The following is a 16,024-nucleotide window of genomic DNA, read 5'->3' on the forward strand; positions in this document are numbered from 1 at the left end:
AAATCTCTTTCAAAAACAGCATCATGTTTCGCTCATTCATCAAAATCGCGTGCCGAAATCTCTGGCATAATAAACTCTACACCAGTCTGAATGTGGGTGGCCTGGCCGTTGGTCTGACGGCTTGTCTGCTCATGTTCCTGTATGTAAACCATGAGTTTACCTACGATGGATTTCACGAAAATGCTGAGCGTATTGTTCGTGTTACTACAAATCTTACCACTCCCGATGCGCCTATGTCGGTAGCATCCAGCCCCATTTTACTGGCTGGTATATTGACACGCGACTACCCTGAAGTTGAAATAGCCGTTCGGTTTGAGCCACTTTCAGCGACAATACGGTACGGGACTAAATTGCTGAATGAACCCGATGTGTATTACGCCGATCAGAATGCCTTTTCTATGTTCAGCTATCCCTTTGTAGAGGGAGGCTCGGCTCGGGCATTGGTAGAGCCGAATACGGCTGTTGTTACAGAAAGCTTTGCCCGCAAATACGCAGGACGTACTAGGGTTGTTGGTGAATTATTCTGGTGCAACAAAAAGATGTATCGCATTACTGGCGTTATGGCCGATTTGCCTTCGAATGCGGATATGAAAATCAATGCGTTATTGTCAAAGAACTTTTCAACGTCGACGTCCTGGTTAGGTGAAGATTTTCCGGTCTATACTTTCGTTTTGTTCCGGGAGCGTCCTGATCTGAAAGCGTTCGGGAAGAAGTTAGATCTGATCAGCCGGAATTTCATTCAACCGGAATTTAAGAAACTTGGCGCTTCTGGCTATTCGGTTGTTTTTCGGACAGAGTTCCTGAAGGATGTGCACTTTAGCCAGGGGAAAATGGCCGATATGCCTAAAGGGAATAAGCAATACGGGTATATATTCCTGTTTCTGGCCGTTTTTGTACTGATCATTGCTATACTGAATTACATCAATCTGTTAACCGCACGAGCCACCGGACGGGCCAGGGAAGTGGGTATCCGGAAAGCAAACGGCGCATTGCGACGACAGTTAGTTGGTCAGTTTTTGTTTGAATCATTCCTGTTGAGTTTCATTTCAGTCATTTTGGCAATAGTTCTTTTAGTAGTAACCATTCCTTTCTTTAATGATTTGCTGAACATTCAGCTTGGCTTATCATGGCGTGATGGGTTGCTGATGGCAGGTATCGCTTTACTAAGTACGACGTTACTGGGCGGGCTGTATCCTGCTTTCGTATTGTCGGAGTATAAGACGGCTGCTGTGCTTAGTACACGATCAGGCAGTTTTGCGCGGGGGGGCTTGCTTCGAAAAACCATCACTGTATTCCAGTTTACGCTGGCAATGGGCATGATTGCCGGGGTGCTGGTCGCTCACAACCAGATGAATTATATGCAGCATGTTGGCTTAGGGTTCACGAAAGAGCAGGTTATGACAGTTCATCTCCCCGACGATTCGCTGGCGAGAGCCTCAGCTTATGCATTCGCAACTACATTACGGCAACGGAGTGAAATTAAAGCCGTATCGCTTGGGTCTGGGCTTCAGCCGGATGCGCTGCTGCCACAAGCGACTACGTTGTTTCAGTCTACAGGAAAAAAACGGGAAGTAATGGGTAATTATCTATTCATTGACGATCGGTTTTTGCCTTTGCTGGATATTAAATTGGGCAGTGGGCGGAATTAATCGACTGCTTTGGCAACCGATAAGAATGGTGCATTCCTGGTCAATGAAGCTTTTGTTAAAATGGCGGGCTGGAAGCAGGCCGTTGGACAACCGATGGAGGGTTTCATGCATAAAGGCAACGTAATCGGTGTGGTCAGAAATTTTAACTATCGTTCACTTCACACGGCTATTGATCCATTGGTGCTGATTTTTAATACATTTCCGCCCTCTACTTTAATGCTGAAAATGAAGCCGGAACACCTGCCACTAATACAGGCTACCTGGCAGAAACATTACCCAAATTACCCCTTTAACTACACATTTTTAGACGCTTCATTTGATGCTCAATACCGGAAAGACAAGCTGATGATGACATTGTTCAATGGGTTTGCTTTACTAACGGTAGTGGTTTCCTGCCTTGGCCTATTCGGGTTGGCTACGTTCACCGCCGAGCAACGGACCAAAGAAATTGGTGTCCGCAAAGTGCTCGGGGCATCGGTAGCCAGTATTGTTACACTACTCTCCAAAGATTTTCTGAAATTAGTGCTGATTTCGATCGTCATTGCTTCACCACTTGCCTGGTGGGCTATGAATAAATGGTTACAGGATTTCGCCTACAAAATCGATATTGAGTGGTGGGTCTTTGTGCTGGCTGGTTTGCTGGCGGTAAGCATTGCCTTGCTGACAGTAAGCTATCAAAGTATCAAGGCAGCACTGATGAACCCCGTGAAGTCGTTACGGTCGGAATAATGCAGGGATCGATCTGCCGATACAGTGTAATTTTCCCCTGAAAAAGCATTGATAACTGAGTTTTACAATTCGTTTACAATGTTTTACAGGGGTTTTCCAACTACGGCAAGCAGAGGCCATACTTTTGGTTCAGTGTTCACATAAACAACAGGAACCATGAAAAAAATAAATGGACTCATGCTTGCCATATTGGGTCTGGTCGTGTCTAACGCCTGTTTAGGCCAGCATTCCTTCAGTACTTGTTCGGCTGCCTTTTTGAATAACAAAATGGTTGTCGACAGTTATACCGATAAAGGGAAGTGCCTTCTCTCGTCATCGGCCACTGGCCAATTAACGCTACAAACCGTTAGCCTTTCACCCACAGGAAGTAAAGGACTGGAGAAAGTCCCTTTTAGAGTGGCCATTAAAGATAAAGCTACGCAAACACTGTTGCTGCTTACCCAGGAGGAAGTTAAAGAGATCGATGTAAAGAAAGTTCTGGCGAAATGTAAGAAAGGCGACCGGGTTATTTTATTAACACTGGACGATCAATATGCTGTACCGCACAACGAAATTTTAGTACAATAAACACCAGGTCTTATGAAAGCTAAACAAATAGCGTGTTCGTCAATGACACTACTCGTGCTGCTTGTAACGATGATCGACACGTTTGGTCAGCGTAGCACGTATAACTTGGCTCTGGCCAGCGCCAGCAGAGCAGCAGTCAGGAAGGAAACAGGTACTACCATTTTTTACGCGAATCCCTTGTTGCTGGATAATAGTCCCCTGAATTACGACTGGTTTTCAATGTCCAGCAAAGGTATTCTTTCACTGGTAGTGGGAAATCCTGAAACGACTGTGGCAACGAAAATCCCGTTTCGAATTTACCTGAAACGGAAAGGGCAACCAATCAACTGTGGCGCTTCGAACACGAATCGGTCGGTTTTTAACATGGATGTAGCCTTGGTCCTTGCCGTGGCAAAACCTGGTGATGATCTGGTCATTGAACCTGTGCGGAAAGAGGATTGGCCAGCCGGGCGAAGCATTCTGTTGAGCGATTATCTGTCTAAGGCTACGTATAATCTGTTTCCTTTCTTACGAATGAGAAGTGGTAAAGATGGTTGTTAATGCTTTCTGTTTTCAAACGGATTGATTGTATTATTTTTACCGTAAGATCTCCGTCAGACATGAGAAAAGTAGCGGTTATTATCGGTTTGTTGGTGGCTGGTTTGCTATTCACGCAGTTTGTGTGGTTAACGCCTGTTGTCCGCTATACCGAAACTGACCACTTTGCTCAGAAAGTTAATCTGGCTCTTCGTCGTACAACCCATCTTTTGCTGAAAGAAAAAGGGGATTCTACTTCCCGAATTCCGCCGGTACAACAAATTAACGCTACTACATTCATTGTTCGCCTGGAGCGTCCCTTCGATTATGGCCGGTTGCCAGCGTTGTTACAGCAGTCGCTGGATGTGCATGAGATCAAAACGAATTATGATGTTGCTGTACTCGACTGTACAAATGGGGAATTGCAGCTTGGTTATAATTTTCGAGATGTCAGTGAGAAGAATGAAGTACCCTGTGGAGGCCGTCAGCAAGGCCGGGGTTGCTATAATTTGCAGGTGATTTTCAAAGCAGCCGAAAAAGCCCATGATCAGCAGGCCGCTAATTGGTGGTCATGGGCTTTGGGCGTCCTGCTTTTGGGTGGCGTTTATGTTGTCTGGCATCGGGCCGACAAGACAACAAAGGAACAGACAATGTCTGAGACAGGTATGGCCGAACCCGAAAATTTGATTCGGGTAGGGAGGGTGGCTTTAAACATGTCCAATCAGTCCGTTAAAGTAGATGGTATTAGTCATGTACTCACCTATCGGGAAGCCAAACTCTTTCATCTTTTCGTACGGTACCCTAATCAGGTATTGGAGCGGGACTTTATCCTCAAATCGGTTTGGGAAGACGAAGGCATAATCGTTGGGCGTAGCCTGGACGTTTTTGTATCGCGACTCCGGAAACTGCTACAACCCGACTCTACAGTCCGAATCGTAGCCGTACATGGCGTTGGCTATCGGCTGGAGGTGCAGCAGTAGAGGCCGGTTGATATGCCCGGCGAAGAACCGCAGATCACTGCGCTGATGTAAAGTAATGCGTACCTGGCTTAATACTAACGTCTTACGGACAAACCGTCTGCCGATATGATGATGGTGTTACGCCTTCCAGCATTTTGAACAGGCGGGAAAAATAATGCAGGTTGTTAAACCCTGCCTGATAACAAACTTCGGTGACGGTTGTGGCTGGATTGACCAGCAGCCGTTTGGCCAGACTGATTCGTTCTCTGATAATAAATTCCAGCGGTGAGAGGCCAAAGGTTTCTTTAAACGATCGGAAGAAACTGGATTTACTCATACAGGCTTTCTGGCACAATACCTCGATTCCAATCTTTTCTGCCAGGTTTTCCCGAATGTATTCGATAACCAGCCCAAACCGGTTGTTGGTCGACAGACCATCTTCTAGCAGAGCCATATTCTGCGTCTGAATTACCCGGATCAACAGCGATTTGAGCGTTAAATCGGCTAGTGCATCCTTGGCTATATCATCTTCCATGCTGATGCTAATCAACTTGTTCATGACATTGGCCAACTCCCGATTATTGTAAAAATGGTATTGGCTGAAATTCAGCTTCCATTCTGCACCCTCATCTTTCCGGGGATAATAGTCATTCAAAAAGTTCAGCATGCTGGTCACCACATCCCAATCCAGGGCAATCGTTGCGCATTGAACGGGGTGTTTCTGGTCAGCTTCCGGAAAATCTACCTTCATCGAAACCCCTTCCGGCAGAATCACTGTTTCTCCGGGCAGAAAATCAAAGCCGGGATTCTGGGATAGGTGCATCACCTTTTTTCCACGTAACATGCTGGTAATAACCAGGCCGTTATACGACAGAACAACGTCTGAACATTGCCGATATGTTTCAAATATATTAAGCTCGCAGTGATTCAGATTGAATACCCGACGGTGTTCGACCAGTGAATCTAATTCTCTGGTGTCTGATAGGTTAATAGTCTGAAGGGGATACCCGTTTTTCATCGTGTTTTGCGCTATTCCCTATAAACGCATTTTAGGACCAATCTATACCAATCTACAAGTAGAATTGGATAATAGTAGTATTTGTTGGTATTATCGTGCAAGTGGAAGCCTTGGCGATTGTCTAGTTTTGCTCAACGACTCAGAAGATAGAGTCCGATCGATTAAAATCAGGTAATCATGAGCGCAACAAACATCACGTTAGAACAGGCAGAAACTGCCGTAAAGGCGGCCAAAGTAAAGGCAGTAGAATTAGGGACCCTGATGAACATTGCTGTTGTCGATGCCGGTGCTAACCTAACGGCATTTGCCCGAATGGATGGCGCGTGGCTGGGTTCAGTAGATATTGCGCAGAAAAAAGCCCGGACAGCCCGCTATTTTGATATGCCAACGGGCGAGGTTGGTAAACTGTCTCAACCGGGTGGATCACTGTTCAATATTGAGCATTCGAATGGTGGGTTGATTACATTTCCGGGCGGTATTCCTATCGAAAATGCGGATGGTCAGATCATAGGAGCCATTGGTGTGTCGGGTAGCACTGTCGAAAACGACAATGAAGTAGCGCAGGCAGGTGTTGATTCCCTCAGCTAAACTCAGTAACCTTCAAAACCTCAGTAATATGTGTCAGAATCATGGCGTTGCCTACATAAAACCCGGTGTGGTTGAAGTACAATCCATTGAGTATCCGAAGCTGGCCCTTGGTGATCGTAAATGCCACCATGGAGTTATTCTGCAAATCGTTTCAACCAACATCTGCGGCAGCGATCAGCACATGGTGCGGGGACGAACAACGGCTCCTGCCGGTTTGGTGCTCGGGCACGAAATAACGGGCCTGGTCATTGAAGCCGGGCGCGATGTTGAATTCATTAAAGAAGGTGATCTGGTATCGGTTCCATTTAATATTGCCTGTGGACGCTGCCGAAACTGCAAAGTTGGTCAAACCGGTATTTGCCTGAATGTTAATCCATCCCGGCCCGGTGCTGCCTATGGCTACGTCGATATGGGCGGTTGGGTTGGCGGACAGGCCGAATATGTGATGGTTCCTTACGCTGATTTTAATTTGCTGAAATTTCCGGATAAAGATCAGGCAATGGCCAAAATTCGGGATTTAACGCTTCTTTCCGATATTTTCCCGACGGGTTATCATGGCGCAGTTACGGCAGGCGTTGGGCCGGGCTCAATCGTTTATGTTGCCGGGGCCGGACCGGTTGGGTTGGCCTGTGCAGCTTCCTGCCATTTGTTGGGCGCGGCTGTCGTTATTGTTGGCGATATGATTCCCGAGCGACTGGAGCAGGCCAAAAGCTTTGGCTGTGAAGTGGTCGATCTTCGAAAAGAAATATCGCTGGGCGATCAGATTGCTGCCATCATTGGTGTACCAGAAGTCGACTCTGCCGTTGATTGTGTGGGTTTCGAGGCTCATGGGCATGGGGCCGATGCAGGCACTGAGCAACCAGCCACTGTATTAAATGCAGCCATGACTATCACCAGGGCCGGTGGGGCCATTGGTATTCCCGGCCTTTATGTAACGGGTGATCCTGGTGCTGCTACTGAGGCTGCCAAAGAAGGCAATCTGACTATCCGTATTGGTTTAGGCTGGGCCAAATCACATTCATTCTATACCGGTCAATGTCCAGTAATGAAATACCATCGGCAGCTGATGAATGCTATTCTGTATGATAAAATACAGATTGCCAAAGCTGTTAATGTAGAAGTTATCAGTCTGGACAAAGCTCCGAAAGGTTACCAGGATTTTGATAAAGGGGCCGCTAAAAAATTCGTGATTGACCCACATGGGCTGATTCCTAATTAAAAAAACTTGTCAGAGAATTAGCCATTCAGGTAAAGGTGGAGAGGGTGTCCGTAAGTAGGTGCATGGCATTTGCTTACGGACTTTTTGTGTATAAATCACTCCCACAATCAACGTCAGAATTTGGGTTAACCACCGTCCTGAACCGGACGAACAGTTGTCCATAATCGGACACTGAGTTTTTAGAACAACTAATAAAAAAGCGGCTCAGCTACTCTTGAGCCGCTTTTTGTTTTCTGGCAGACCATTTGCTCAGCAAAAGTAGAACTAAATCCTGCCGCATGAAACGGGCTTCGTTGGGCGAGTTTGAAGAAGTGGTTTTACTGACTGTCGCCGTACTGGAAGTACAAGGCCAGGCCTATGGCGTAGCGATTACTCACGAAATCATTGAGGAGACAGGCCGTTCCGTTCGGCTGAACCAGATTCACGCAGCTTTACAGCGGCTGGAAGATAAAGGTATGGTGAAGTCGGAAATGGGAGAACCGACCGCCGAACGAGGTGGCCGTCGGAAGCGCCTGTTTACGGTAACTGCCTATGGACGTCGAACCTTACAGGAAATTCAGGATGTTCGGGCTAGTTTATGGACTCGCCTGGTCAGCCCGTTCAAGCTGTCGACCAGCCTATGAAATCGGCTCCGAATCCTCCTCGCTGGGCCGATCGGTTGCTGAACGTTATCTGCGCTCCTGATCGACTGGAGGAAGTACAGGGCGATTTGCGCGAAGAGTTTGCCTATCAGATCGACCGGATTGGTGAGCGCCGGGCGCGGTGGCGCTACGTCTGGGATGTACTGGGATTTGTCAAGTCTCCGCCGGTAGCCCGCCGACACGGAGCTTATTCAACAACTTATTTAATGAACCCAACCATGCTACGGAATTATCTAAAAATCGCGTTTCGGAACCTCGTTAAGAACAAGACGTTCTCGGGCGTTAACATCCTGGGCCTGGCATTGGGCATGGCCTGTAGCCTGTTGATTATGCTTTGGGTGCAGGATGAACTGAGCATCGATGCTTTTCACGCCAACAAGCAGCAACTGTACCGGATTTATATGCGGGAGTATTTCAGCGGCAAAGTGCAGGGCGTAATCTGGACACCTGGTCCGTTAGCCGATGAACTAAAAAAATCGATTCCTGAAATTCAGCTGTCAACACCCTATGAGTGGGTGAGTGACCAGACATTTTCTGTCGGGAGCAAAGTCAATAAACAGGCCACCAATGCGGCAAGTGCTGATTTCTTCAAAATGTTTAGCTACAAACTCTTGCAGGGCACGCCAGAAGCCGCGTTGAAAGACCGAAATAGCCTGGCTATTTCCAGAAGCATGGCTGAGAGTTTCTTTGGCAGCCCCGAAGCGGCTATTGGCAAGACCATTCGCTTCGACAATCGTAAAGATTTACTGATAACTGCCGTCTTTGAAAACATCGCGAAGAACAGCACGCTGAAGTTCGACTGTTTACGGAATTGGGATGAATTTGTTGAAGATAATGCCTGGGCTAAAGGCTGGGAAAGTACGGATCCACTCACGTTTTTTATGATTCGTCCCGATGCTGATCCGGCGAAAGTAGAAGCCAAAATCACGCATTTGCTGGACAAATTTAATCGCGATGGAAATAAGCCCGTTCATACGGAACTGGCCATGCAGCCTTTCCATGACTATTACCTGAACAGCAATTTTAAGAATGCTCAGATCGATGGCGGGCGGATTGAATACGTACGGCTGTTTACTATTGTCGCTGTTTTTATCCTGCTGATTGCCTGCATCAATTTCATGAATCTGGCGACCGCTCGATCGGGCAAACGGGCTAAAGAAGTTGGCGTACGCAAAGTCGTTGGTGCCATGCGTTCACTGCTAATTGGGCAGTTTGTTGGCGAGGCCCTGTTGTTGACCGTTTTCGCCATTTTTCTGGCCATTTTATTCGTTGCTTTGTTGTTGCCGTCTTTTAATAGTCTGACAGATAAACAAATAAGTCTTCCCATTAACGACCTTTCGTTTTGGGGTATTTTGGCCGGATTGACATTGCTGACGGGGTTACTCGCTGGTAGTTACCCGGCCTTTTTTCTCTCAGCGCTTAACCCAATTCGGGTCTTGAAAGGAGCGATGAAAGTTGATACAAAGTCTACCTGGCTTCGGCAGGGGTTGGTCGTATTTCAATTTGCGCTCTCCATTATTCTGATTGTCGGTATGATTATCATTTATCGGCAGGTTGAGTATGTGCAGACCAAAAACCTGGGGTATGATCGCGAAAACCTGGTTTACTTTCCACTGGAAGGCGATCTGGTTAAAAACTACGATGTGCTGAAAGAGCAGATTTCGCAGATTCCCAGCATAAAACACGTATCACACATGACCGCGTCACCAGCCTCTAATGGCTCGGGCACTGAAGGTATAAGCTGGACGGGTAGTGATCCAAACGGCAAAGTCCGGTTTACGCCTGTTGGTGTTGGGTACGATTTTGTCGAAACCATGAACCTAAGCGTTGCCGATGGCCGTGATTTCTCGAAAGCATATCCAACCGACTCCACTGGTTTTTTAATCAATGAAGCTGCACTCAAAGTGATTGGCTACAAAAATCCAATCGGGAAAATCATAAACTGGGGCAATGGTAAAGGGGCAATAATTGGCGTATTGAAAGACTTTCATTTCCAATCGCTACACACGTCCATACGGCCATTGATTGCTTACCTAAGTACGGATTCCAGGCGGCAGGGCGGTAATGTGATCGTTCGCATTGAAGCCGGGAAAACAAAGGAAGCACTCGCCCAATTGGAGGCCCTTTGCAAAAAAATGAATCCTAAATTCCCCTTTACCTATTCGTTCACCGATCAGGAATATGCCCGACAATACCAGAGTGAGCAGGTTGTCAGTAAGTTATCGAATTACTTTGCCTTCCTGGCCATATTCATTTCGTGTCTGGGATTGTTTGGTCTGGCTACGTTTACCGCCGAACAACGAACCAAAGAGATTGGCGTTCGCAAAGTGCTCGGCGCATCGGTTTCCAGCATTGTTGGCCTACTCTCGCAGGATTTTCTGAAACTGGTGGCAATCGCTATCCTCGTTGCGTCGCCGATTGCGTGGTGGGCTATGAATCAGTGGTTGCAGGGTTTTGCCTACAAAATTGATATTGAGTGGTGGATGTTCGTCGTGGCAGGGATATTGTCGGCTGCAATTGCGCTCCTGACGGTCAGTTTCCAGAGTATTAAAGCGGCTTTGATGAATCCCGTCAAGAGCCTGAGAGCTGAGTAATAGCGATAATGGAGAATGTACACTGTAAAATGAACCGCGCAGAGTTGTCTGAGCCTGAATTGCCAAACTGCCACTAAAAATCAGTAGCCATTACTCAAAATGCACACCCCCCGTTTCGCTGACCGTCTGCTCAAACTCGTCTGCACTCCTGATCGACTGGAGGAAGTGCAGGGGGATTTGCACGAAGAGTTTGCCTATCAGGTGGATCAGATTGGTGAGCGTCGGGCGCGGTGGCGCTATTGGCAGGATATACTGGGATTTATTTGGCTTTCGGCTGTCAAACGCCGACAGGAACTAAAATTATCAACCTATCAAACAAACCCGATCATGTTTCGGAACTACGCTAAAATCGCCTGGAGAAACGTACTGCGGTATCGCCTAAACAGTTCGCTTACTGTGGCTGGACTGGCCCTGGGGCTGGCCTGTGGATTACTGATTATTCTTCATGTACGGGAGGAACTGAATTACGATAAAGGGTTTTCGAAGGCAGACCGCATTTACAGGATTACGTCAGAGAATATTAGCCAGAAGAGCCGGCAGTGGGCTGCTACTTCGCCAATTCTGGGGATAGAAATGCAGCAGCAAATTCCTGCCATTGAGCGCGTGGCCCGATTTCATCGCCCTTATCCAGATCGGGTATTCAGTTACAAATCGTCGGGGGGGGAGTTGCAGCAGTTTGAAGAGAAAAGCGGCTATTTTGCCGATTCGACAGTAGTGGACGTATTCGATCTTTCGTTTGTGAAAGGTGATCCACGGACAGCGTTGAAGCAGATCGATGCGATTGTGCTGACCGAAGCACTGGCGAAAAAATACTTTGGTGACGAAGAGCCACTGGGGAAACGGATTCAGGATGATCTGGACAAACGCCCGTTAACCGTAACAGGTGTAATCAGGCGTTTTCCGTTTCCTGCACACCTGCAATTCGACTACCTGATTTCCATGTCCACATACAATAAATATGTGGATAAACGTGATCGCGAAAGCCGGGGATGGGCTGGATTTTATAACTATGTTTTACTCAACAGCAACTCGACGCGTTCGGCCGTAGAAGCGCGAATACCCGAGTTTATGGTGAAATTCTATGAGCTAAAAGGTGAAACCAGGGATGAAATTCTGGCGACCCGAAAGACGAACCTTCAGCCGATTACGGACATTCACCTGCACTCAAAACTGGAAAAGGAAATGGGGCCAAACAGCGACATTACGTATGTCTATGTTTTTTCCATTGCGGCCCTGTTTATCCTGCTGCTTGCTGCGGTCAATTTTATCAATATGGCTACAGCTCAGGCATTTAACCGAATGAAGGAAGTGGGCGTACGGAAGGTGCTGGGTGCCCGCAAAGAACAGTTGATCAACCAGTTTTTGGGTGAATCATTTATTCTGACACTGGCCGCAGCTTTATTGGCGTTCCTTGTGTTCAGGCTGGCTATTCCATTTTATAATGAGCTGACGGCCAAGGATATTCGCTTTGGCGAGCTGTTCAGTCCAGCAAACGCCCTACTGATTATAGTACTGGTTTCCTTAATCAGCGTGGTCGCCGGATTTTATCCCGCCTGGTTCATTTCTAATTTCGACCCCATCAATTCCCTGAAAGGGAAGAAAAATCAGGTTTCATCGGTTACGCTGGTTCGAAAAGGACTGATTGTATTCCAGTTTAGCGTATCGGTCTTCATGATCTTCGGTACCATTGTCGTGTATCGACAAATGAAATTTTTCCAGAGTAAGGACCTGGGTTTCGATCATGAGCAGGTAGTTGCCGTAAAGCTCTACGGGCGGGAAATGTGGGAAAAATCGAACACGCTTCAGCAGGAATTACTGAAAAATTCAGCCATCACGAATGTTTCCCGGATTTCAACCTTACCTGGTGATCGATTTGGTACAGATATGCTTACGCCACTGGGAAAATCAGAAGATGCCAGTCAGATGCGATTCATGTGGGCCGATGAAAACACGCTTCCAGTGCTCCAGATCGGGATAAAATCGGGCAGCAATTTTATCAAAAAAGCGAATTGGTTCCCCTTGTCTTTTATTCTGAACGAATCGGCGGTTAAAGCCCTGAAACTGAATTCTCCGATCGGACAAAAAGTGGCCGCATTAGGCGATACAGGAGAGATAGTCGGCGTCGTGAAAGACTTTCATTTCGCTTCCCTGCATACCACCGTAGATCCTTTGGTGATTGTTCAGGATCCTGGTCAGGCAAATTATTTTCTGCTAAAAATAAAAGGGAATAAACTACCTGAAACCATGCAGTTTGCCCGCTCTACACTAGCCCGTATTTCGCCCGAAAGCCTGTTCATTTACACGTTTCTGGATGAAAAACTGGCTCGGCTATACGATTCAGAACAGCGGGTAGGCAATGTGCTGAATGTGTTTGCCATCTTCGCTATGTTCATTTCCTGTCTGGGTCTTTTTGGCTTATCCGCATATGCTGCCCAGGTGCGGACAAAAGAAGTCGGTATTCGGAAAGTACTTGGCGCTTCGGTTTCGGGCATCATGGTAATGCTCTCCCGAGACTTCCTGCAACTAGTCTTTATCGCCATCCTTCTTGCGTCACCGCTGGCCTGGTGGGCTATGAATCAGTGGTTGCAGAGCTTTGCATATCCTATTCACATTGAGTGGTGGATGTTCGCTGCAACAAGCTTTCTGACCATTGCCGTTGCCGTTTTAACCATTAGTTTCCAGAGTATCAAGGCGGCTTTGATGAATCCGGTAAAATCGCTGCGAGCAGAATGATAGTGATGAAAAACGATATAGGGCTTTCGCATCAAGCCGTGCCACGGTTACTAATCATGAGCAAACAAACCGTGGCACGGCTTGATGCGAAAGCCCTACGATGGTAACCTCAAAAAATAATCATCCAGTTTTCAGTAACCATTACGCACAATGAGTTCCTCCCGCAACCGCGCTGGTGGACCGGTCGGACCACCCCGCTTCGCTGACCGTCTGCTCAAACTCGTCTGCGCTCCTGATCGGCTGGAGGAAGTGCAGGGGGATTTGCACGAAGAGTTTGCCTATCAGGCAGGTCGGATTGGCGAACGTCGGGCGCGGTGGCGCTACCTCCGGGATGTGCTTGGATTTATCAAACCTCAACCTGCCCGACAGTTGTCTGGAAGGTCCTTTGCCGGAAAACAGCATGTAAACGAGTACTCAACTCCATCTTTAGTCAATATCTATATGCTACGTAATTATTTCAGAACCGCATGGCGCAATTTGTTGAAGAACAGATTCTATTCGGTGATTAATATTACAGGCCTGACTGCCGGTTTATCGGTCGGTATTCTGATTTTACTATGGGTACAGGATGAATTAAGCTTTGATCGTTTTCATAATCAGGCTACCAACATCTACCGACTCGAAAATAGAGTCGGCACCGGTACGAGCCAGCAAATCTGGACGACGACTGTAGCACCCATTGCCAGTTTTGCCAGAAAAGAGCTTCCCGAAGTAAAAAATGCCCTTCGCTTAACGGGGAATGGGTATTTCACCTTGTTTAAATACAGGGATAAAACGATTAATGAGGAGCGTACTTCGTTTACAGACCCAGCCTTTTTTTCTGTATTTGACTTTAATCTCATTCAGGGAAATCCGGCAAATCCATTTCCCGACGACCATTCGATCATTTTGACCGAAACCACCGCCAAACGCTATTTTGGGAGCGAAAACCCGTTGGGAAAAATACTGGCAGCCAATGAAAACGTATCCTTTAAGGTGAGTGGTATCATTCGGGATTTCCCCAAAAATTCGACTATTGATAACGACATGTTTCTGCCCATATCCCTCCTGTTCAAAACGATGTATAAGGAAAACAGGGACGGTAAAAACATGGACAATGATTTTTCTCAGTTTAGTTACGATACCTACCTCTTGCTGCAACCTGGTACATCGGTCGGGAATCTGGCTACTAAGCTGCGGAACATACACCTTCGAAATAAGCCCGACGACACCGATCTGACTTACCTGTTACAACCACTGCCCGACATGCATTTATATAAAGCGGATGGCACCAACGGCGGTATTGAAACGGTCAGGATGTTTTCCATCATTGCGTTGCTGATTTTGGCGATTGCCTGCATTAACTACGTAAACCTCTCGACGGCTCGCTCCATGCTCCGTTCTAAAGAGGTGAGTATGCGTAAAATTGTGGGAGCTGCCAAGACACAGTTATTTATGCAGTTCGTGGTTGAAACGGCGCTGCTGTTTTTGCTGGCGGCAATCCTGGCCATTGGGTTGATCTATGCGCTTTTGCCTTCATACAATGCGCTTTCGGGCAAACAACTTGTCATCGATTTTACCAACTACCACATCTGGCAGGTGATTGGCCTGACCATTGCCGGTACATTGATCGCGTCGAGTATTTATCCGGCGTTGTTGCTCTCTTCGCTCGAGCCACTCAAAGCACTAAAAGGCAAAATATCGGCCCGCTTTAGTGAAGCCGTATTTCGGAGGGTATTGGTAGTGACTCAGTTTGCGGTTTCGATAATTCTGATCGCCGGTACATTCATTATCGGCAATCAACTGCGATACATTCGCTCAAAAGAATTGGGTTACGATAAAACGCATGTCTTCGCTTTTTTCATGCGGGATATGAGCAAGCATTACGATGCGGTCAAAGCAGAACTGCTCAATCAGCCGGGTGTTGCTGCTGTTTCCAGGGCCAGTTCAAACATCGTCAGGCTTGGTGAGCAAACCGGCAATAATGAATGGGATGGAAAAGCGCAGGGCGAAACCATGATGATGCGTCCTGTTGCGATTGATAAGGATTTCATTCCCTTCTTCAAAATGAAGTTGCAGCAGGGAGCCAATTTTACCGGAGCCGTTTCTGACTCACTCCATTTTATCTTGAATGAGACCGCTATAAAAGCTGCCCGGATTAAAAACCCGATTGGCAAACGGTTTAAACTTCGGAACCACAACGGAACCATTATTGGTGTTGTCAAAGATTTTCATTTTGCCTCCATGCGGCAAAAAATTGAGCCCGCCATATTTTATTATGAGCCCAGTCAAATGCGGGCGATTTATATAAAAACGACCGGAAAGGATGCGGAGCAGGTTATTGCTGCCGCCCAGCGATCCTGGAAACAATATAATGCTGATTACCCGTTCGAATACACATTCCTGGACGATGTCTTTAATAACCTCTACAAGTCAGAGCAGAAAACCGGATTTCTCTTCAATGTGTTTGCAACGATTGCCATTCTGATATCCTGCCTGGGTTTGTTTGGTCTGGCAACCTACACGGCACAGGTACGTACCCGTGAGATTGGCGTCCGTAAAGTACTGGGTGCCAGTGTTGTGGGTATCATTGAGCTGTTAGCCAAAGACTTTATCAAACTTGTTATTATCGCTATTGTCATTGCCGTGCCAATTGCCTGGTATTCGATGAGGTTGTGGTTACAGGATTTCGCGTATCGAGTCGACATTCAATGGTGGATTTTTGCCTTGTCGGGATTACTGGCGTTGGCTATAGCCTTGCTAACGGTCAGCTTCCAGAGCATTAAAGCCGCCCTGATGAATCCGGTGAAATCGCTGCGGTCGGAGTAATGA

The 16,024-nt window shown here is 47.1% G+C and carries 12 protein-coding genes; 11 read left to right on the plus strand and 1 reads right to left on the minus strand.

The window, feature by feature from the left end; all coding sequences use genetic code 11:
- Positions 1-23: 23 nt before the first annotated feature.
- The 5 genes from GJR95_RS05255 (at position 24) to GJR95_RS05270 (ending at position 4,441) form a co-directional block, all read left to right on the plus strand.
- A complete protein-coding gene (locus tag GJR95_RS05255) occupies positions 24-1,649 on the plus strand; it encodes an ABC transporter permease (protein WP_232541087.1) in 1,626 nt (541 codons plus the stop codon).
- 9 nt (positions 1,650-1,658) lie between these two features.
- Positions 1,659-2,378: an ABC transporter permease gene (locus GJR95_RS42020; protein ID WP_232541088.1), complete on the plus strand. Its 720-nt coding sequence runs from the start codon at positions 1,659-1,661 to the stop codon at positions 2,376-2,378.
- 156 nt (positions 2,379-2,534) lie between these two features.
- Entirely contained in the window at positions 2,535-2,945 is a 411-nt protein-coding gene (locus GJR95_RS05260; RefSeq protein ID WP_162384881.1) for a hypothetical protein, read from the plus strand.
- A 12-nt stretch (positions 2,946-2,957) separates the two neighbouring features.
- Positions 2,958-3,485: a hypothetical protein gene (locus GJR95_RS05265; RefSeq protein WP_162384882.1), complete on the plus strand. Its 528-nt coding sequence runs from the start codon at positions 2,958-2,960 to the stop codon at positions 3,483-3,485.
- Between the two features lie 59 nt (positions 3,486-3,544).
- Complete coding sequence (locus GJR95_RS05270; RefSeq protein ID WP_162384883.1) at positions 3,545-4,441, plus strand: winged helix-turn-helix domain-containing protein; 897 nt, start codon at positions 3,545-3,547, stop codon at positions 4,439-4,441.
- An 82-nt stretch (positions 4,442-4,523) separates the two neighbouring features.
- Here GJR95_RS05270 and GJR95_RS05275 read toward each other — a convergent pair whose 3' ends face one another.
- Positions 4,524-5,438, minus strand: coding sequence for a helix-turn-helix domain-containing protein (locus tag GJR95_RS05275; protein ID WP_162384884.1), 915 nt, complete (start codon positions 5,436-5,438; stop codon positions 4,524-4,526).
- A gap of 177 nt (positions 5,439-5,615) precedes the next feature.
- On the opposite strand from GJR95_RS05275, the gene GJR95_RS05280 reads away from it, so the two are divergent.
- The 6 genes from GJR95_RS05280 (at position 5,616) to GJR95_RS05305 (ending at position 16,021) form a co-directional block, all read left to right on the plus strand.
- The gene (locus tag GJR95_RS05280; protein ID WP_162384885.1) at positions 5,616-6,026 is read left to right on the plus strand and encodes a GlcG/HbpS family heme-binding protein; all 411 of its coding nucleotides are present in this window, start codon (positions 5,616-5,618) and stop codon (positions 6,024-6,026) included.
- A 28-nt stretch (positions 6,027-6,054) separates the two neighbouring features.
- Complete coding sequence (gene fdhA, locus GJR95_RS05285; RefSeq protein ID WP_162384886.1) at positions 6,055-7,245, plus strand: formaldehyde dehydrogenase, glutathione-independent; 1,191 nt, start codon at positions 6,055-6,057, stop codon at positions 7,243-7,245.
- A gap of 278 nt (positions 7,246-7,523) precedes the next feature.
- Positions 7,524-7,868, plus strand: a complete 345-nt coding sequence (locus GJR95_RS05290; protein WP_162384887.1) for a PadR family transcriptional regulator — start codon at positions 7,524-7,526, stop codon at positions 7,866-7,868.
- Positions 7,865-10,480: an ABC transporter permease gene (locus GJR95_RS05295; protein WP_232541089.1), complete on the plus strand. Its 2,616-nt coding sequence runs from the start codon at positions 7,865-7,867 to the stop codon at positions 10,478-10,480. The genes GJR95_RS05290 and GJR95_RS05295 overlap by 4 nt, the downstream gene beginning before the upstream one ends.
- A 99-nt stretch (positions 10,481-10,579) precedes the next feature.
- On the plus strand, positions 10,580-13,213 hold the full coding sequence (locus GJR95_RS05300) for an FtsX-like permease family protein (RefSeq protein WP_232541090.1): 2,634 nt from the start codon (positions 10,580-10,582) through the stop codon (positions 13,211-13,213).
- Positions 13,214-13,363: 150 nt separating this feature from the next.
- Positions 13,364-16,021 carry an ABC transporter permease gene (locus GJR95_RS05305; RefSeq protein WP_232541091.1) on the plus strand — a complete coding sequence of 886 codons (2,658 nt, stop codon included), beginning with the start codon at positions 13,364-13,366 and terminating at the stop codon, positions 16,019-16,021.
- Positions 16,022-16,024: the final 3 nt, after the last annotated feature.

Source organism: Spirosoma endbachense (assembly GCF_010233585.1).
Taxonomy (GTDB): domain Bacteria; phylum Bacteroidota; class Bacteroidia; order Cytophagales; family Spirosomataceae; genus Spirosoma; species Spirosoma endbachense.